18 protein-coding genes and 1 pseudogene are annotated in these 16,465 nt (G+C 63.1%); 6 read left to right on the top strand and 13 right to left on the bottom strand.

Annotated features, from left to right (window positions below):
- The first annotated feature begins 70 nt into the window (after positions 1–70).
- Positions 71–559, top strand: coding sequence for a DUF5684 domain-containing protein (locus LN996_RS11755; RefSeq protein ID WP_231340563.1), 489 nt, complete (start codon positions 71–73; stop codon positions 557–559).
- Here LN996_RS11755 and LN996_RS11750 read toward each other — a convergent pair.
- From LN996_RS11750 to LN996_RS11735, 4 genes are all read right to left on the bottom strand, one after another.
- A complete protein-coding gene (locus LN996_RS11750) occupies positions 556–867 on the bottom strand; it encodes an AzlD domain-containing protein (protein WP_231340562.1) in 312 nt (103 codons plus the stop codon). The two genes, LN996_RS11755 and LN996_RS11750, sit on opposite strands and share 4 nt — an antisense overlap.
- The gene (locus LN996_RS11745) at positions 864–1,622 is read right to left on the bottom strand and encodes an AzlC family ABC transporter permease (RefSeq protein WP_231340561.1); all 759 of its coding nucleotides are present in this window, start codon (positions 1,620–1,622) and stop codon (positions 864–866) included. Before LN996_RS11745 ends, LN996_RS11750 begins: the two co-directional genes overlap by 4 nt.
- Positions 1,619–2,053 (bottom strand): hypothetical protein, encoded by a 435-nt coding sequence (locus LN996_RS11740; protein ID WP_231340560.1) that lies wholly within the window; start codon positions 2,051–2,053, stop codon positions 1,619–1,621. Before LN996_RS11740 ends, LN996_RS11745 begins: the two co-directional genes overlap by 4 nt.
- A gap of 98 nt (positions 2,054–2,151) precedes the next feature.
- Positions 2,152–3,039 (bottom strand): glycerophosphodiester phosphodiesterase family protein, encoded by an 888-nt coding sequence (locus LN996_RS11735; protein WP_231340559.1) that lies wholly within the window; start codon positions 3,037–3,039, stop codon positions 2,152–2,154.
- Positions 3,040–3,089: 50 nt separating this feature from the next.
- Between LN996_RS11735 and LN996_RS11730 the strand changes: the two genes are divergently transcribed.
- Genes LN996_RS11730 through LN996_RS11720 form a run of 3 tightly spaced genes read left to right on the top strand, consistent with a single transcriptional unit; the run spans position 3,090 to position 5,776 of the window.
- Positions 3,090–4,445: a DUF445 domain-containing protein gene (locus LN996_RS11730; RefSeq protein ID WP_231340558.1), complete on the top strand. Its 1,356-nt coding sequence runs from the start codon at positions 3,090–3,092 to the stop codon at positions 4,443–4,445.
- A gap of 41 nt (positions 4,446–4,486) precedes the next feature.
- Positions 4,487–4,921: a VOC family protein gene (locus LN996_RS11725; RefSeq protein WP_231340557.1), complete on the top strand. Its 435-nt coding sequence runs from the start codon at positions 4,487–4,489 to the stop codon at positions 4,919–4,921.
- 45 nt (positions 4,922–4,966) lie between these two features.
- Complete coding sequence (locus LN996_RS11720; RefSeq protein WP_231340556.1) at positions 4,967–5,776, top strand: MBL fold metallo-hydrolase; 810 nt, start codon at positions 4,967–4,969, stop codon at positions 5,774–5,776.
- A 128-nt stretch (positions 5,777–5,904) separates the two neighbouring features.
- Here the strand turns inward: LN996_RS11720 and LN996_RS11715 are convergent, their stop codons facing one another.
- From LN996_RS11715 to LN996_RS11705, 3 genes are read right to left on the bottom strand one after another with little or no spacing between them, the layout of a single operon-like run.
- Complete coding sequence (locus LN996_RS11715) at positions 5,905–6,696, bottom strand: biotin-dependent carboxyltransferase family protein (RefSeq protein WP_231340555.1); 792 nt, start codon at positions 6,694–6,696, stop codon at positions 5,905–5,907.
- Positions 6,697–6,724: 28 nt separating this feature from the next.
- Positions 6,725–7,474: a LamB/YcsF family protein gene (locus LN996_RS11710; RefSeq protein WP_231340554.1), complete on the bottom strand. Its 750-nt coding sequence runs from the start codon at positions 7,472–7,474 to the stop codon at positions 6,725–6,727.
- Positions 7,458–8,276 (bottom strand): hypothetical protein, encoded by an 819-nt coding sequence (locus LN996_RS11705; protein WP_231340553.1) that lies wholly within the window; start codon positions 8,274–8,276, stop codon positions 7,458–7,460. Before LN996_RS11705 ends, LN996_RS11710 begins: the two co-directional genes overlap by 17 nt.
- Positions 8,277–8,518: 242 nt before the next feature.
- Between LN996_RS11705 and LN996_RS11700 the strand changes: the two genes are divergently transcribed.
- Together LN996_RS11700 and LN996_RS11695 are read left to right on the top strand one after the other, a co-directional pair.
- Positions 8,519–9,823: an MFS transporter gene (locus LN996_RS11700; RefSeq protein ID WP_231340552.1), complete on the top strand. Its 1,305-nt coding sequence runs from the start codon at positions 8,519–8,521 to the stop codon at positions 9,821–9,823.
- 30 nt (positions 9,824–9,853) lie between these two features.
- A complete protein-coding gene (locus LN996_RS11695; protein ID WP_231340551.1) occupies positions 9,854–10,261 on the top strand; it encodes a DUF6855 family protein in 408 nt (135 codons plus the stop codon).
- Positions 10,262–10,274: 13 nt separating this feature from the next.
- On the opposite strand, the gene glsA is transcribed toward LN996_RS11695, so the two are convergent.
- The 6 genes and pseudogenes from glsA to LN996_RS11665 all read right to left on the bottom strand — a co-directional run bounded on the left by glsA (position 10,275) and on the right by LN996_RS11665 (position 16,428).
- Positions 10,275–11,282, bottom strand: a complete 1,008-nt coding sequence (gene glsA / locus LN996_RS11690; RefSeq protein WP_231340550.1) for a glutaminase A — start codon at positions 11,280–11,282, stop codon at positions 10,275–10,277.
- Positions 11,283–11,329: 47 nt separating this feature from the next.
- Complete coding sequence (locus tag LN996_RS11685; RefSeq protein WP_231340549.1) at positions 11,330–11,710, bottom strand: META domain-containing protein; 381 nt, start codon at positions 11,708–11,710, stop codon at positions 11,330–11,332.
- Positions 11,711–12,021: 311 nt separating this feature from the next.
- The gene (locus LN996_RS11680) at positions 12,022–13,134 is read right to left on the bottom strand and encodes an NAD(P)-dependent alcohol dehydrogenase (RefSeq protein WP_231340548.1); all 1,113 of its coding nucleotides are present in this window, start codon (positions 13,132–13,134) and stop codon (positions 12,022–12,024) included.
- Positions 13,135–13,173: 39 nt separating this feature from the next.
- Positions 13,174–14,088, bottom strand: a complete 915-nt coding sequence (locus tag LN996_RS11675; RefSeq protein WP_231340547.1) for a carbohydrate ABC transporter permease — start codon at positions 14,086–14,088, stop codon at positions 13,174–13,176.
- A pseudogene (locus tag LN996_RS11670) lies at positions 14,085–15,054 on the bottom strand (carbohydrate ABC transporter permease). Before LN996_RS11670 ends, LN996_RS11675 begins: the two are co-directional and overlap by 4 nt.
- 21 nt (positions 15,055–15,075) lie before the next feature.
- Positions 15,076–16,428, bottom strand: coding sequence for a sugar ABC transporter substrate-binding protein (locus LN996_RS11665; RefSeq protein WP_231340546.1), 1,353 nt, complete (start codon positions 16,426–16,428; stop codon positions 15,076–15,078).
- Positions 16,429–16,465: the final 37 nt, after the last annotated feature.

Genomic DNA, 16,465 nt, shown 5'->3' with positions numbered 1-16,465 from the left:
CATTTGCCGGGCCTGCGATGGTGAGTCCTGCCCATGGCAGGACAGCCCAACCCCACGTAGAGTCGATCGCATGAATATTCCCCTGAGCTCATACTCTTCCAGCGGCGCCGAGTCCGCTGCCACGGCTGGCCTCGTCCTGCTGTTTATGCTGATCTACTTCGCCGTGGTTTTCGCGATCGTTGGCGTGCTTTACATGGGAATCTTCACCAAGGCCGGCCGCCCCGCGTGGGGTGCCTTCGTGCCGGTTTACAACGGCATTAAACTCTTGGAGATCGCAGGCCGTCCTTGGTACTGGTACCTGCTGTTCTTCATCCCGTTTGCAGGCATCTACTTCGGCATCGTGTCATTGAACGACCTCGCCAAGTCGTTTGGAAAGGACGCCGGCTACACGGTCGGCCTGGTCCTGCTGCCAGTTGTCTTCGTGCCGATGCTTTCCTACGGCTCCGCCCAGTACCTCGGACCTGCTGCCGGTCGACAGTTCGTGGCCTATCCGCCGGCGTACCCGCAAGGCTACGCCCAGCCGCCGGTCCAGCAGCCCAACGGGCAGCAGTACCGCTAGCCCCAACCCAGCAGCCGCAGCAACGCTGCGGCTGCTGCCCCTGAGATGACGACCACCAGGAACGGAGCCCGAAGCCATAGCGCGACGGCGGCAGCCACCAAGGCGCCGATGCGGGCATCGAGGACCAAGCCCTGGCCCGAAGCTACGGCGTTCACCGCTGTCAGGGAGGCCAGGAGGCCAATGGTCATGGTTCCGGCGACGTGCATGATCCGCGGGCTCTCCAGCAGCTTTGCGGGCACAAAATAGCCCACCAGCTTGGTGAGGTACGCCAGCGCGCAGGCAATAAGAATCCAAAGCCAGAGGTTCATTTCCCGCCCCCGTGTTCGCGCTTGTGCTGCCCTGCGTAGGGATCCACGTCCGGTTCAAGCCCTTCATCCATGCGTGCGTGGCTGAACCATCCGATAACGCCCGCCACCACTGCCGCCACCAGGATGGGAACACCTGAGGGCACAAACGGCACGGCCAGGATGGTGGCCAATGCGCACGCGGCGGCGATGGCCCACGGTTCACGGCCCTTCAGCCTCGGCCACAGCAAGGCCAGGAACGCCGCAACAGCTGCTCCGTCCAAGCCCCATTGCTTGGGGTCTCCCATCGCGTCACCAGCCAGGGCGCCGATGGCCGTGAAAATATTCCACAAGATGAATATTCCGATTCCGGCAGTCCAAAAACCGCGTTGCTGCTCATCGGGATCGGACTGGCCGGACGCCGTGGCCGTCGATTCATCAATGGTGACATGGGCGGATATGTAGCGTCTCCACCCTCCGGGGCGCAGCATGGCGTTGATCTGCATACCGTAGATGCCGTTGCGGAGGCCCAAAAGGGCACTGGCCGTCATGGCCGCCACGCCGGAACCCCCGCCGGCCACGACACCGATGAAGGCAAACTGCGATCCCCCGCTGAACAGCAGGAGGCTCAACACCATCGTCTGCCAGAAATCGAACCCCGACGCCACGGCAAGGGCGCCAAAAGACACGCCGTAAAGACCCGTGGCGATACTCAGGGACACCGCGATCTTGAAGGCGGGCGAATCCCGGAGCTTCATGGGAGCGGCATTGCCGCTCATTTCCGGAGACTCCACGACCACAGGATGAGGGGAACCTGAAGGGGCAGGCGAAGGGTATGGATACGCCGCTCGGTCGCTGTGCCGTGGGGGCCATAGGCACGCCGGAGGGCGTCAATATGCCCCGCCAGGAATGCAGCAAACATCGCTGTCGTTGCGTTCGCGGCAACCTTACGGGTAGCAGGGATCAGAAGTCCGACGGCGGCAGTCGCCTCAAGCAGGCCGGAGGAGGCAACCCATTCCTCGCGGGACATAACTGCCAGGGGCCCGTTGGGCCGGCTCCCCGGCTCGTCCTTTCGGCACAGGTACTCCGGGACCACTGGGTAATAGAACTTGGGCGTGCGGAAGTGCTTCGCTGCGCTGGCCAGGAGCAGTGCGCTCAAGGCTACTGCGGAAGTTGTTCGGGTTGCTTGTGCTGACCAGCGAAGTGACATGAGACCACTCAATCACAAGCGCGGTGACCCCCAAAGCCGGACCCAAGTAAGTAGCAGAAGATGCCGTTTTGACGGCTCAAAACGTCGCCAGCTGCGACCTACCTGGACACCATCAGCTGCGCAAGTACCTGCGCCGGCCTGTTGGTCGTGATTTCGTGAATGCCGAGGCCTTGGCAGAGCGCGACGTCCCTTTCCGAGTCGACAGTCCAAACCCGGAAGATGCGGCCCGACTCCAACCAGCGCTGAACGTTCCGTGCATGCTCCCTCACGTATTCAATTCCGGGGCCGGCAATGACCACTTCTCCTTCGTCCAATACTCGTTCGGCCTCAAGCTGGGTTGCCCGCATCACGTTGGCTACGGCGCCGCCCGTCAGGAAGCCCAATCCGAGTTCCTGCCGGAGTTCCTGGACCGTAAAGTCGTCCACCAGTTGGCAGATGTATTCCTTCGGCACGCTGTGCAGGAGGCGCTGGACAGAATCGGTATCAAAGCTCATGAAGGAAATCCGGATGTTCTCCAACCGGGACTCCTCCGGAGTCCAGCCCTCTTCTTCCAGAAGGGCCAGCACGCGGTCCTCGAGCTTGAGCTTGTAGGGGCTGGGGTGCTTCAGCTCAATGGCCAAGCCAATCTCCCGGCCCGCCCCGCGCAGGATATCCAGGAGTTCGGGCAGGGTAAGGAGTTGGTCTGCCACTCCCCCATAGGCCTCGGGAATGCGTGCGCCTTTCCATGAGGAGAAATCCAACCCACGGAGTTCATCCAGGGTGTGCTCCGCGACTGGCCCCGTACCGGTGGAGGTCCTGTCCAGGTTGGCGTCGTGCAGCAGCACAACGTGTTGGTCCCGGGTCAGGTGGACATCGCATTCCACACCATCGGCACCCTCGTCAATGGCCTTCAGGTAAGCGGCACGGGTGTGCTCGGCGAAGGCCGCGCTGGCACCTCGATGGGCGTAGACCTTGGGCCGGCTTGGGGTGGAGTCGTCGCTAGTCATGCAGACACGGTAGCCCACGCTGGTGCATGTACGGGGGCTACGCTGGGCTCATGCAGGTGAACTCTGAACAAATCCCAACCGAAGACGTCACCAACCCCGCCCGGCCAGCCCCGGCCACAGGTTCCGCTCCCGCGAAAGGACGTTCCGCCGTCGTCGGCCTTTCTGCCGGCGACATGGAAAAAGCGGCAGCGCTGCTCCGAATGAAACGGTTGGCGTTGGCGCTGCTGATCGCGATGGCCGTCATCTTTACGCTGGCGTTTGCGTTCCAGAAGCAGTATCCGTGGCTGGAATACGTCCGTGCAGCGGCCGAAGGCGGCATGGTGGGCGCCTTGGCTGACTGGTTCGCGGTGACGGCGCTGTTCAAGTACCCCATGGGCCTGAAAATCCCCCACACGGCCATCATTCCGCGCCGCAAGGACCAGATCGGCGAATCGCTCAGCGACTTCGTCGAAAGCAACTTCCTGTCCCAGGAAGTTGTGCAGGACAAGTTGGCCAGCATCGATATTGCCCGCAAGGCCGGCCGCTGGTTGTCCGCGCCGGGCGGCGCCGAACGTGTAGCCAAGGAAGGCGGCGCGATGATCCGCGGTGCCTTCACCGTCCTGAACGACGACGACGTGCAGGCAGTTATCGAGGGTATGGTCCGCAAGCACCTGCTCACCCCGCCTTGGGGACCGCCCGTTGGACGGATGGCCGAACGGATCTTCGCGGACGGGCACCACCACACGCTGGTTGACTTGTTGGTTGACCGTGCCGCCGACTGGGTGGACGCCAACCATGCCACGGTGAACCGGCTCGTCTCGGACCGCTCGCCTTTGTGGGTGCCGACGTTCGTGGACGGCCTGGTGGGCGACCGGGTGTACGTTGAACTCTCCAAATTTGTTCGGGCCGTACAAGCGGACCAGAACCACCAGGTCCGCCAGTCGATCGATGCGTACCTCACGGACCTGGCACAGGACCTGCAGCACGATCCCGCCATGATTGAGCGCGCTGAAAGCATCAAGGCGCAAATCCTGGGCGACCCCGAGGTCCGCGAACTGGCATCCCGCACATGGGGAACCGTGAAGACTGCGCTGCTCAACGCCGTCGACGATCCCGACAGCGAACTGAGCCTGCGCTTCAAGACCGCCGTCCGCGAGTTCGGTGCGCGCCTGGTCAACGACGACGAACTGGCCGGCAAGGTCAACGCGTGGATCGGTGATGCGGCCGGGTACCTGGTCAACACCTACCGTTCGGATATCGCCGGCGTCATCTCGGATACCGTGGCCCGTTGGGATGCCGAGGAAACGTCACAGAAGATCGAACTGCAGGTGGGCAAGGACCTCCAGTACATCCGGATCAATGGAACCGTGGTTGGTGCGCTGGCCGGGTTGGCGATCTTCACGGTGGCGCATCTGCTGTTCGGTTAGGGGCACTGGAGCTATCCAGTGGGCCTTGGTACCTTCAACGCATGCCTATCAAACTTGAGAACGTCGGTATTGCGGTTCGGGATCTCGAAGAAACCATCGCGTTCTTCACGGACCTCGGCCTCACAGTGCTGGGCCGTGACACAGTCAGCGGTGAGTGGGCCGACACTGCCGTGGGGCTGGATGGCAACCACGCAAAAATTGCGGTGCTCCAGACCCCGGATGGCAACGGGCAACTGGAGCTTTTCGAATACATCCACCCTGACGCGATCGAAACCAACCCGACTCTTCCCAACGAGATCGGAATGCACCGGGTGGCCTTCTCGGTGGACGATATCGATCACGCGCTGGACATAGCTGCGAAGCATGGATGCCACCCCCTGCGGGGCGTGGCGACCTACGGCGACGTCTACAAACTCACCTATCTCCGCGGCCCCAGCGGGATTTTGGTCATGCTGGCCCAGAAACTCCAAGGCTGAGACCGGGGCGGGCACAATGTTGCACTGCAGGAAGGAGGCCCTTCCATGCTGAAGCAACTTGCTGAGGGCGTTCTGGTTCACGAGAGCGAATTCATCCAGAGCAATTGCACCGTGGTTCAAGGCCGGGACGGGGTGCTGCTGATCGACCCCGGGATCACTGCCAACGAAATGGCGGCGATCGCGAAGGACCTTCGCTGGCTGGGCCAACCGGTGGTTGCAGGCTTTTCCACACATCCTGATTGGGACCACGTGCTGTGGCACCCCGATTTTGGTGATCCGCCCCGGTACGGAACGTCCCGATGCGCGGCTTCCATCCAGGATGTCCTGTCCAACGCGGACTGGAAGGAACAGGTGGCCGAAGGGCTGCCGCCGGAGCACGCCGACGATATCCCGATGGACTTGCTCGGGCTCATCACCGGACTGCCGGCAGAGACCCCGCACATTCCTTGGGATGGCCCCGCAGTCCGCATCCTGGAGCATCAGGCCCATGCGCCCGGACATGCGGCGCTGTTGATCGAGGGAGCCGGCGTCCTGGTGGCGGGCGACATGCTTTCCGACATCCTGATGCCGTTCCTCGACCTGCAGGCAGCGGATCCCCTGGACGACTACCTCCACGCTTTGCGGCTCTTCGAGTCGGTGGCCGACGACGTTGTTGCCGTCATCCCCGGCCACGGCTCGGTGGGCGGATCCGTGCAACTGGGGGAACGGGTCAGCATGGATCGCGCGTACGCGCAGGCGCTCAGAGATGGCCGGGAACCCGACGATCCCCGCATCGGCCCCTCGGCCCCGTTGGAATGGCTGGCTGACGTACATGGTTGGCAGATGCAGCAACTGGCCGCGAAACGGCAAGGATAGGTTCAGGGCAGGATCCGACGACACAGAATCAAGTCGGCGATAGGAGGCGGCACGGCGGCCTTAGATGGTCCTCTGGCGAGCAGTTTCCCAAAGCCAGCCCATCGCGAGAAAATCGATATCGCGCTTTCTCAGCCGAGCAGATGCACCATCTGTCCCGGTCTTGCCTGGCCGATCAAGTCCAGGTCCTCGTCGCGGACCACCGCTATCACGGGGGACCCGGCAGTTGGCGGGTGGCCGGCCAACGCAATGACGGGAAGGCCCGACGGCGGCAAGAGGACCAAGCCTGCTTCCAGCGGTTGTGGTTGGGGTACCTGAGTCGCGCCGCCCTCCCTCGGAGCGACCTCAAGAGGCCGCCCCGCCAGTCGCGCACCTGCCCGGTCCGACTCCGGCGAGAGAATCCAAGGTTCGCTGGTCAACCGAAGCCAACTGCCGGCGTCGTCATTCCTGGCCTGGGGCCCCCGCGTAACCCTGGCGACCACCGGTCGTTCCGGATCCAGCGCACGCCGGGCGGGATGATTGAGCTCGGGGAAGCCGTGGCCGTGCGGCCGTCCGAACGTCACCGAAGCACCGGCCCGCAAGGGTGCAGTCCCAGCTTCCACGCCGCCCTGAACAGCTACGTAATACCGAATGCCAAACAGCGCGGGACCGAATTCCAGCACTGCCCCCGGGGCCACCCGGACCGCCTTGTTCAGGGGAAGTTCAGAGCCGTTGAGCGTCACCATGCCCTCGGCACCTGTAACTGCCACGGCTGACCCTGTCACGAACCTCAGCTTGAGCCCGCCCAGCAGCACCTCAAGCCCGGCTGAGGTGTCCGGATTGCCGAGCAGGGTGTTGGCGAGGTACATGGACGCGCGGTCCAAGGCGTGGTCGGGCTCGACAGCAAGTGTCAACGTCCCCGGATCCGTCACGACTGCACTCATCAGGCAAACCCTCCTTAAGGATCCAGACCTATGCGAACGCTTCAATCTGAACGCCGGCCTGGTCAAGGCCCTCCCGGACAGCGGCAGCCATGGTGACGGCGCCGGGCGTATCCCCGTGGATGCACAGCGAATCGGCCTGCACCGGCACCACGGTTCCGTCGATGGCCAGCACTTCCTTGCGCGTTGCCAGCCGCACGGCCTGTGCCACCACGGCGGCCTGGTCATGGAGAACTGCACCTTCCTGGGTGCGGGGTACCAGCGTGCCGTCCGGCAGGTAGGCCCTGTCCACGAACGCCTCGCGGAACACCGGATGACCGGATTGTTCGGCGAGTGTCAGCCATGCCGAGCCCGGCAGGCCAAGCACAGGCAGCCCGGGATCGTACGCGTGGACGGCGGCTACCACGGCCTCGGCCTGCTCTTCATCACGGACGATCCTGTTGTAGAGGGCGCCGTGCGGTTTCACATAATCCACCGAGGCTCCCACCGCGTGGGCCATGCCATCGAGTGCACCAAGTTGGTAGAGCACATCGCCGAAGAGTTCGTCGAACGTCATGTCCAAGGAACGCCGCCCGAAGCCAGCCAGGTCCCTGTATCCCACGTGGGCTCCAACGCGGACGTCCAGTTCAAAGGCCGCGCGGCAGCTGTCCAGCATGGTGAGGGGATCGCCTGCGTGGAAGCCGCAGGCCACATTGGCGCTGGTCACGATGCGGAACATCGATGCGTCGTCTCCCATGGTCCATGAGCCGAAAGACTCCCCGAGGTCAGCGTTCAGGTCCACTGCTACCGCCTTCCAGCGTTGTGTTGATCAGGGCGTTTTTGGGTGCGTTCGGGAGCAATTCGCCCGGGACGGTGTCCGGCAGCGGGCCGAACGCATCCTTGGCGGTGGACACCACGGCACGCCCCATCATCAGGTTGCCCGCACCACCTACCACGGCACCTACGCCGAACGGCAGGGCGCGGCCCAGGAATGCGGAACCTTGCCGCTTCACCAGGCTCTTGAGGAATGCCCGCTGGATGGTGTCACGGATGACCCCGAAGCCGCTGCCGGGAATCTTCTTGGTCAGCGTCCTGCCCCACGCGTTGGTGACGCCCTTGCCGCGCCCCAAAGACTGTCCGCTCAGTGCCCCGAGCATGGAAGTACCTTCCTCGCCCAACATGATGGCCATGACCATGGTCTGCGCCCGCACCGGGTCAGTCAGGCGGATGCCATGGAGTTCGGCCAGGGACGACGCGTACAGCGCGGTTGTCTCCAGGAAGCCCACTGTTGCGAGCGCGGAAAGTCCCAGCGACGCGGCGGTTCCAATACCGGGCACGACGGCGGTAGCACCCACCGCTGCTCCCCCGCCGGAGATGGCCAGCAGGTAGTGGCGCTCCAGTTTCGCGGCGAGCTGGGCCGGTGAGTCGTTAGGGTGCCGGCGTTGCAGCCTGCGGAGGTTGGCCAGGACGAGTGGACGCTGGACTTCCACCGCTTTCAGCAAGACGTTGTGCACTCCGGGCTTGGTGTTGCCTTGCTCGTCAAACACAGCGTTGTGGGCTGTTTCCTGGGCGATTTTCACCGCCGGGTTGGGTCGCTTTGGCATCTTCACCTCTCCTTGGCAGTTAGTCGTTTCACGGGAACTGCTGGATTCAGCCTATGCCACGCCCCTGACATGCTGGACCCGCAAATGGCCCTATGTGGACAGGATTCCGCGCAGAGCGCACACCACAGGGGAGCTCCGGCGGAGGGTGACCTCCTCCCGCTCGCCGTTCCGGTGCCCCGGGCGCCGGCCACAGCACAAACCCCGCCTTCCACAGTGTCATCGCACAGGTTTAGGCTGGTGGGATGGCCGCGTTGAGGGCGCTGCGTCCCTTTGCACACCGGGAATTCCGGGTGCTGATTTCTGCGCTGTCCATCTCCATCTTCGGATCCGGTATGTGGGCAGTGGCGATGGTCTATGAAGTGATCCACCTCGGCGGCGGCCCGCTGGAGTTGTCGCTGGTTGCTACGGCCGCCAGCGTCGGTTTGGTGGGGTTCGTTCTGGCGGGCGGCATCGCGGCTGACAGGCTGCCGCAGCGGCTGCTGATCATCGCGGTGGAAGGCGCCAACCTGGCCGTCATCGCCACGGTGACGGCGCTGGCCATGCTCAATGTCCTGCAACTGTGGCACCTGGCCATCGGCGCCTTCGTCCTGGGCGTTGGACAGGCGTTCTTCTTCCCCGCCTACTCGGCCATCCTGCCGCGCATCCTGCCTGCTGATGATCTCCTGGCAGCCAATGGCTTGGAAGGTACTGTGCGGCCGGTTCTGCAGCAGGCCGCCGGCCCAGCCCTTGCGGGGATCCTGGTGGCTGCACTGTCTCCGGCACACGCTGTCGCAGGGGTTGCTGTCTGCCATTTGCTGGCGTTCGGGATCGTGAACTTCCTTAGCCGCCAAACGTTCGGTCCGTCCTCCCCCGATCCTGGCGGGCCACCGGCAAAGTCATCCCTCTTCAAGGACCTCCGGGAAGGATTCAGCTACACCATCCGCACCCCGTGGCTGCTGTGGACGCTGATGTGGGCATGCCTGTCCGTACTGTTCCTGATCGGTCCAATCGAGGTCCTGCTTCCCTTCGTGGTCCAGGACCAGTTGGGAGGCGATTCGAGGATGTTTGGCTTCCTGCTGGCCATCATGGGAGTCGGCAGCGCCATAGCTGCACTGGCAACGGCATCCTTACGCCTCCCCCGGCGCTACCTGACGGTGATGGTGGTGACATGGGGTTTGGGGAGCCTGCCGGTTGCCGCTATTGGTTTCATGGACAGCTTCTGGATGCTCGGTGCTGCCATGCTCATCTTCGGAGTCACAGAGGGCATCGGGACAGTCATCTGGGGCACGTTGCTGCAACGGCGCGTGCCACGACATTTGCTGGGCCGGATTTCCAGTTTGGACTTTTTTGTTTCCTTGGCTCTGATGCCGGTTTCCATGGCTCTGGCCGGCCCGGTTGCGGAGGTTGTTCCCCTCTGGCTGATCTTCTTTATCGGTGGTTTGGCGTGCCCCATCATGGCCTTCGTGGCGCTCTTCGCAGCACGAATGATGACTGATGAGATCGAGAACCCCTTGACCTCCGGTGCCGAGGATCCGGAATCTGCAGACACGCAGCCAGACTCTGTGTAGCGTGTGCAGTACCTCAGGAAGGACACATCCATGGCCGCTGGAATCAAAGACGATCCCTGGCAACTCACCACTGCCCCGGGATCCTCCGACTACACCATGTACAAGGACGACGCCGCAGATCCGCCTGCCCTTGTTTGCCAGGTGGGTTCCACCAAGTTGCTTTACCAGCTGCGCGCCATAGAGGACCTCCATGCATGGCTCGTGGAACAAGGCGATTGGGTTCCCCTGGGTGCCGCTGACGAAGGCAAGGACGCCGCCCCCGGAACCGTCGAAGCCTGGGGTCGCAGCGAAAGCAACCCTGTGGGTGGCTGGTACGGGCTTCGCAAGGGTTACCGTGGCAGGTTCGGCATGTACATGCCGCCGCTGCTAGAGGCGCTCGGTTTGGCTGAGCTCACCCACGAGAAGCGGAACAACACCATGCGGGCCATCACGCGGTAGGACTGCCGGACCATCAATCGTTTGGTTGACCTTGTGCCCGGGAAGCGAAGATGTTCAGGCCCAGGACGCGGGAGAGATACGCTGTGGCCTGCTGGCCACGAACGCTGTTGCCGGCGGGATCGAGCCGCGGAGAGAAGGCCCCGATTCCGGCCTTCCCGGGAGACACGGTCAGCAGGCCGCCGGACACTCCGGACTTACCCGGAAGGCCGATCTCGAACAACCATTCCCCCGACCTTTCGTACAGCCCGTTTGCTGCAAGGATCGCCAGGGTGTCCCGGCAGACGTCAGCTGAGACCACCCGCGTGCCTGTCACAGGGTTGACGCCGCCATCGGCGAGTGTGGCGCCCATGGTGGCAAGGTCGCGGGCACTGACCCGGAGTGCGCATTGTTTGGTATAGACGTCCACCACTTCCATCGGATCGCGAGCGATCCTCCCGTAGCTTTCCAATAGGCGGGCAATGGCACGGTTGCGGGTGTTGGTGGCTGCCTCGGACCGGCACACCTCCTCATCCAGCACCAGGTCCCGACCCGCGAAAGCCGATAGTCCTGAGTGAATGGCCTCCCATTGCTCATCGGGAGTACTGCCGGGCATCAGTGCTGTGGTGGCCAGGGCACCCGCGTTAACCATGGGGTTCATGGGATGGCCGTCGTTGAGCTCAAGGGCAATCACGGAGTTGAACGCCAGGCCGGTGTTGTTGACGCCCACAAGGCCTGCCAAAGCGGCATGGCCAAATTCCCCACAGACCAAGGCGTAAACGAAAGCCTTGGAAATGGACTGTATGGAAAACTCCACGTTCGCGTCGCCGGCCGCATGCACTCCGCCGTCCACCTCCACCAAGCAGACGCCGAAGAGTTCCGGATCGGCATGTGCCAAGGCAGGAATGTAGTCTGCGACAGCACCGTCCTTGCACGCACGATTCCGGCTATGCGATTCGACGACCAGCGAATCAACCTGCTCCCAGCCGGGCAATGTTCCTGTGGAGACCGACTGCTCCACGCCTTCAACATTCGAATCCAACACGGCTGCCCCCAAAGGTTGGCTTATAAACCCTGATCGTGAGACACCTGCTATTTGCCGGGGGCAAGCGTGCCGAGATCATCCCCGCCCTGGCCGAATACTGCCAGCTTTCCGTCTTCCTGGATCTTGGCGGTCACGGCATTCGACAGCCACGTGTCAACGCCCTCACAAGCCATGCGAGTGGACGAGAAACCCCCGAACGTGATGGTTTTGCCGTCTTCTTTCCAGGAGCCGACCAGCCTGTTGCAACCGTCAGTTCCCGTGGCGCTGCCGTCGGACTTCATATCGAGGGACGGTTGCTTGGCATCGCTGGTGTCGCCCCAGACTCCGACGAATGGACTGGTGCCGCTTCCCGCACAGCCTGCCAGAAAAGAAGCAGCAACGAAGGCCAGGGAAACAGTGCGAATAATGCGGGTCTGGGTCTGCGCCATGCGGTCAGTTTAGGTTTACATCTCCGGAATTCACCAGAGCTTGGGCAAACTGCCTACAAACACCTAATTGCGCTCACAATTCGGCCGTAGAAAAGGATCGTGCGGTCGATCGCGACTCAGACGACCGACCGCACTAGCCCCGTTTTACGCAGCGACGGCGCCCCGGGCGGGCCCCAGAACCCGCCACACCCATCGCTGCTAACTCCGTCGATGAACCGCAACGCAGCCGAAAAGGGCAACGGCGCATTCCGCAGTTCAGCGACATGGGCACTGAATATGTGCTCTGACCTGCGTAAACGTGACGCGGTGTTTCAAAAATTGTTTTCGGGCGCGCAATCTGGCAACGCCGTCGCCCTTGACGCACGCTCTCCCGGGTACACCACGGCTTTGAGCTGGCCGGGCTGTTTGCCGGCCTTGAGTGCGGCTTCGGACTCGGAGAGGGCAAACTTGCCGGTGACCAGGACATCCAGGTTCACTCTGCCGTCTGCGAGCAGTTGGATGGCAAGGGGCCAGGTGTTGGTGTAGCGGAACACGCCGGAGAGCCAGATCTCGCGGTTCTGGATGTAGGAAACGGGCAGTTCGACGTCGTCTGCGCCGAGTCCCACCAAGATCACCCGGCCTGCGGGCCCCACTGCTTTGATGCCGGAACGGACAGCTTGAGGTGCGCCGGAAGCGTCAATGAAGGCATCGACGTCGAGCCCTTCCACGGTGTCCGTCAGCGCGTTCAGCGCGTGGGTGGCGCCGTGTTCCAAGGCGAAGGCGAGGCGGTCCCCGGCGATGTCCGTGACATATATTTCGCTTGCGCCAAAGGCCCGGGCGGCCTGCGCGGCGATGATGCCGATGGGGCCGGCGCCGGCAATCAGGACCCGGCTGCCGGGCTTGATTTCAGCGCGTTCGCACGCCCAGAGCCCTACCGAGAGCGGCTCGATCAGGGCAGCGGCTTCGTCGCTGACGTTGTCCGGGATGTCGTGCGCGAAGTCGCTTTGGATGGTGACGTACTCGGCGAAAGCACCGTCCACGGGAGGGGTCGCGTAGAACTCCATTTCGGGGCAGAGGTTGTAGCGTCCTGCCTTGCACTGCTTGCAGGTCCGGCACGGGCGTTGCGGCTCGACGGCAACTCTGGCACCAATGCGGGCCGGGTCCACGGAACTTCCGACGGCGGCAATCCGCCCCGCGAGTTCGTGGCCGAGGATCAAGGGGTGGTCCACCACGTAATCGCCGATCCGGCCGTGCTCGTAGTAGTGCACGTCGCTTCCGCAGACTCCGACGGCGGATACCTGCACCAGGACTTGATCGGCTTCGAGGTGCGGGATGGGCAGGGTTTCCATGGTCATCTCGCCTTGGCGCTGCAGGATGGCCGCACGCATGGTGGCCGGCAGCCCGGGCTGGTTGGGCAGAGGGGCTTGAGTGGTTGAGGTTGTCATGATGAAAGTCCTTGGAGTTGGTTTCTTGACCGCGCTGAATTACTTGACCGCGCCGAGCGAGAGGCCCTGGACGAGCTTGTCCTGCGCCGCGAATCCGGCGAACAGTACAGGGAGCGAAATGACGACGGCGGCCGCGCAGACTTTCGCGAGGAAGAGGCCCTGGCTGGAGACGAATCCGGTCAGGAACACGGGGGCCGTGCCGGCGACAACGCCTGTGAGCACCCGGGCCAAGAGCAGTTCGTTCCAGCTGAAGATGAAGCAGATCAGGGCTGTGGCGGCGATGCCCGGCATTGCCACTGGTGCGATCACCTTGCGGAGCGTGAGGATCAGGTTGGCGCCGTCGATCTGTGCCGCTTCCAGCATTTCGACGGGGACTTCGGCGAGGAAGGACCGCATCATCCACACGGCGATGGGCAGGTTCATGGACGTGTACATGAGGATCAGGAACCAGATGTTGTCCAGTGCGCCCACTGTCTTGGCGAAAAGGTAGAGCGGCAGGATAGCTGCCACCACCGGCATCATCTTCGTGGAGAGGAAGAAGAACATGACGTCCGTCCACTTCTTCACCGGCCGGATGGACAGGGCATACGCGGCGGGAATGGCCAGGGCGAGCACCAGTACCGTGGACAGGATGGAGGCGGTGGCGGAGTTGATCAGCGACGGCCACGGGCTCACGCCTGAGGCCTCCCCGAAGAACTCCTTGTAGGCATCCAGGGTGAGATTGGCAGCCACGGATGGCGGGTTGGTGGCGGCGTCCGTCTCGGAGTGGAACGAGGTCAGGATCATCCAGAGGACGGGTGTGGCAAAGAGCAATGCCAGCAGCCAGGCTGTGATGCCGGCGGCCGTGTTGTTTCGCGTTGGATCCATCCGGGATTTGCCGCGACGTCGGACAACGGCGGGCGCGCTCGATTTTTCAGGCGTCGTGCGGGCTGCGGCGGGACTGAGGGTGCTCATCGTGCTGCCTCCTTCTTGAAGAGCGAGAAAACGGTGCGGAGGGCGAACGTCGCCACGAGGATGGTGCCAATGACCACCACGACGCCGGCAGCGGAGGCCAGCCCGTACTCATTGGCGTAGTAGAACGTCTGGTAAATCGCGTACGGAAGATTCGCGGTACCCAAGCCACCCGACGTCAGGGTGAAAACGGCGTCGAAATTCTGAACGATGTAGATCGCGCCCAGGAGGCCGCCGAGTTCCAGGTACTGGCGCAGGTGCGGGAGCGTCAGGTGCCGGAAGATGGCCCACGGCGTGGCGCCGTCCATCTGGGCTGCCTCCACGGTATCCATGGGCCTCGACTGCAGGCCTGCCAGCAGAATCAGCATCATGAACGGAGTCCACTGCCACACCAGCGAGATGATGACGGCCATCAGCGGTGCTTGCGACAGCAGGTCCAGCTGCGGAGGAGTATCGCTGCCAAACAGGGACCAGGTCCACGTCAGGACGCCATTGATCAGCCCGTAGGTGGGGTTGAGCAGTGCGTGCTTCCAAATCAGGGCAAGCGGCCACGGGCACTACCAGGAACGGTGCAATCAGCAGCGTCCTTGCCAAGCCGCGTCCGATGAACTTCTTATCCAACAGCAGCGCCAGTCCCAGGCCGATGACCAGACTCGCCAGGACCACGGCCACCGTGAGGAGGATGGTAGTGAAGATTGCCTGGCGGAGATCGGGATCGGTGAGGACCGTGACGTAGTTCTCGAAGCCAGCAAAGCCGGTGGTGCCGGGGCTCAGGCTGTTCCAGTTCAGGAACGAGATGATCAGGGTCACCACGAACGGCAGTTGCGTGACGATGATGAGGAAGATGAGGGCAGGAAGCAGCGGCGCGCGCCGTGCCCAGGCCAGGGCGCGTTCCCGCGATGCTTTGTTTCGTGAAGGTTTGGCAGTGGCATGTCCCGGGCGGGAGATGCGCGCCGTTGCGGTAGTCATGATGTTCTCCTGCGGTTTCCGTTATTGCTTCTTCTTGTATTTGTCGCCAACCTTTTGCGCGGCCTCCTGGCCCTTGGCCAGCGCATCGGCCACGCTCCCTTGACCGGCGATTGCAGAGCTCACGCCTTGGGAGACATTGGTGCCAAGCGCGGCGAACTCGGGGATGCCGACAAACTGGATGCCGACGGCGGGCCGCTCCTGGAGGCCGGGGTTCTTCGGGTCTGCATTCTCAATGGCGAAACGTTCGGCTTCGAAGAACGGGGCTGCGTCCTGGAAGTCGGCGTTCTCATACGTGGAGATGCGCTTGCCCGAGGGCACCTTGGCCCAACCGAGTTCGGAGGCCACCAGTTCTTCGTATTCCTTGGAGCTGGCCCACGCGATGAACTTCTCAGCGGAGTCCTTTTTCTTTGAAGCCGCCTGCAGGGCCCAGGACCACGTCCACAACCAACCGGAGGATGCGGTTTCCTTCACCGGTGCCTGGGCGTAACCGATCTTGCCCTTCACCGGGGAAGCTTCAGCCTCCAGCGCGCCGGCAGCCGACGTGGCGTCGTACCACATGGCCACTTTGCTTTGGGTGAGGTTGTTCAGGCATTCGGTGAAGCCCGCCTGGGCTGCACCGGCCTGACCATGTTCCCGCACCAGCTTGGTGTAGAACTCTGTTGCTTCAGTGAATTCGGGCGAGTTGACCTTGGCGTTCCAGTCTTTGTCGAACCACGTACCGCCGAAGGTGTTGACCACCGTTGTCAGCGGCGCGAAGACCTGCCCCCACCCAGGCTGGCCCCGGAGGCAGATGCCCTTCATCCCTGGTTCCGCACCGTCTACTTTGGCGGCGAGCTGTGCCACTTCGTCCCAGGTGGGCTTGTCCGGCATGGTGAGGCCCTTGGCGTCGAAAACGTCCTTCCGGTACATCAGGAATGAGGATTCGCCATAGAACGGCTCACCGTAGAGCTTGCCGTCGGTGCCGGTGAGGGACGCGGTGTAGGCCGGGAGGATGTCGGCCTGATTGAACTCCGGGTCGTCCGCGACATCGTCAAGAGGCGCCAACCAGCCGTTGGCCGAGTAGAACGGGATCTCGTAGTTGGACAACGAGGCGACGTCGTACTGGCCGGCCTGGCTGGAGAACTCCTGGCTGATCTTTGCCCGGACATCGTTCTCCGGCAGCACCGTGTAGTTGACCCGGATGCCGGTCTCCTTGGTGAAGTTATCCGCAGTGAGCCTCTGCAGATCTTCCATCTGCGGGTTGTTGACCATGAGGACGCTGATGCTGTTCCGGTCACCAGCCCCTGTTCCGCCCGCTCCGGCACAGGCCGTGGCGGTGAGCGCGATGCACAGGGCGCCGGCTGCAAGGGCTGCCGCACGTGTATTTGGGCGCATTGAGGACTCCTTCGTTCTTCATGGGGGTGCGCAGTCT

Source organism: Arthrobacter sp. AK01, assembly GCF_021109375.1.
GTDB lineage: Bacteria > Actinomycetota > Actinomycetes > Actinomycetales > Micrococcaceae > Arthrobacter.
This window is presented reverse-complemented; position numbering and strand designations above follow the sequence as displayed.

Coding starts and splice junctions, on each gene's coding strand:
- LN996_RS11725 (WP_231340557.1), top strand. CDS start 4,487: ATGCCTATCAAACTTGAGAACGTCGGTATTGCGGTTCGGGATCTCGAA.
- LN996_RS11700 (WP_231340552.1), top strand. CDS start 8,519: ATGGCCGCGTTGAGGGCGCTGCGTCCCTTTGCACACCGGGAATTCCGG.
- LN996_RS11705 (WP_231340553.1), bottom strand. CDS start 8,276: ATGCCAAAGCGACCCAACCCGGCGGTGAAAATCGCCCAGGAAACAGCC.
- LN996_RS11745 (WP_231340561.1), bottom strand. CDS start 1,622: ATGAGCGGCAATGCCGCTCCCATGAAGCTCCGGGATTCGCCCGCCTTC.
- LN996_RS11735 (WP_231340559.1), bottom strand. CDS start 3,039: ATGACTAGCGACGACTCCACCCCAAGCCGGCCCAAGGTCTACGCCCAT.
- LN996_RS11750 (WP_231340562.1), bottom strand. CDS start 867: ATGAACCTCTGGCTTTGGATTCTTATTGCCTGCGCGCTGGCGTACCTC.
- LN996_RS11715 (WP_231340555.1), bottom strand. CDS start 6,696: ATGAGTGCAGTCGTGACGGATCCGGGGACGTTGACACTTGCTGTCGAG.
- LN996_RS11680 (WP_231340548.1), bottom strand. CDS start 13,134: ATGACAACCTCAACCACTCAAGCCCCTCTGCCCAACCAGCCCGGGCTG.
- LN996_RS11755 (WP_231340563.1), top strand. CDS start 71: ATGAATATTCCCCTGAGCTCATACTCTTCCAGCGGCGCCGAGTCCGCT.
- LN996_RS11665 (WP_231340546.1), bottom strand. CDS start 16,428: ATGCGCCCAAATACACGTGCGGCAGCCCTTGCAGCCGGCGCCCTGTGC.
- LN996_RS11720 (WP_231340556.1), top strand. CDS start 4,967: ATGCTGAAGCAACTTGCTGAGGGCGTTCTGGTTCACGAGAGCGAATTC.
- LN996_RS11695 (WP_231340551.1), top strand. CDS start 9,854: ATGGCCGCTGGAATCAAAGACGATCCCTGGCAACTCACCACTGCCCCG.
- LN996_RS11730 (WP_231340558.1), top strand. CDS start 3,090: ATGCAGGTGAACTCTGAACAAATCCCAACCGAAGACGTCACCAACCCC.
- LN996_RS11675 (WP_231340547.1), bottom strand. CDS start 14,088: ATGAGCACCCTCAGTCCCGCCGCAGCCCGCACGACGCCTGAAAAATCG.
- LN996_RS11685 (WP_231340549.1), bottom strand. CDS start 11,710: ATGGCGCAGACCCAGACCCGCATTATTCGCACTGTTTCCCTGGCCTTC.
- LN996_RS11740 (WP_231340560.1), bottom strand. CDS start 2,053: ATGTCACTTCGCTGGTCAGCACAAGCAACCCGAACAACTTCCGCAGTA.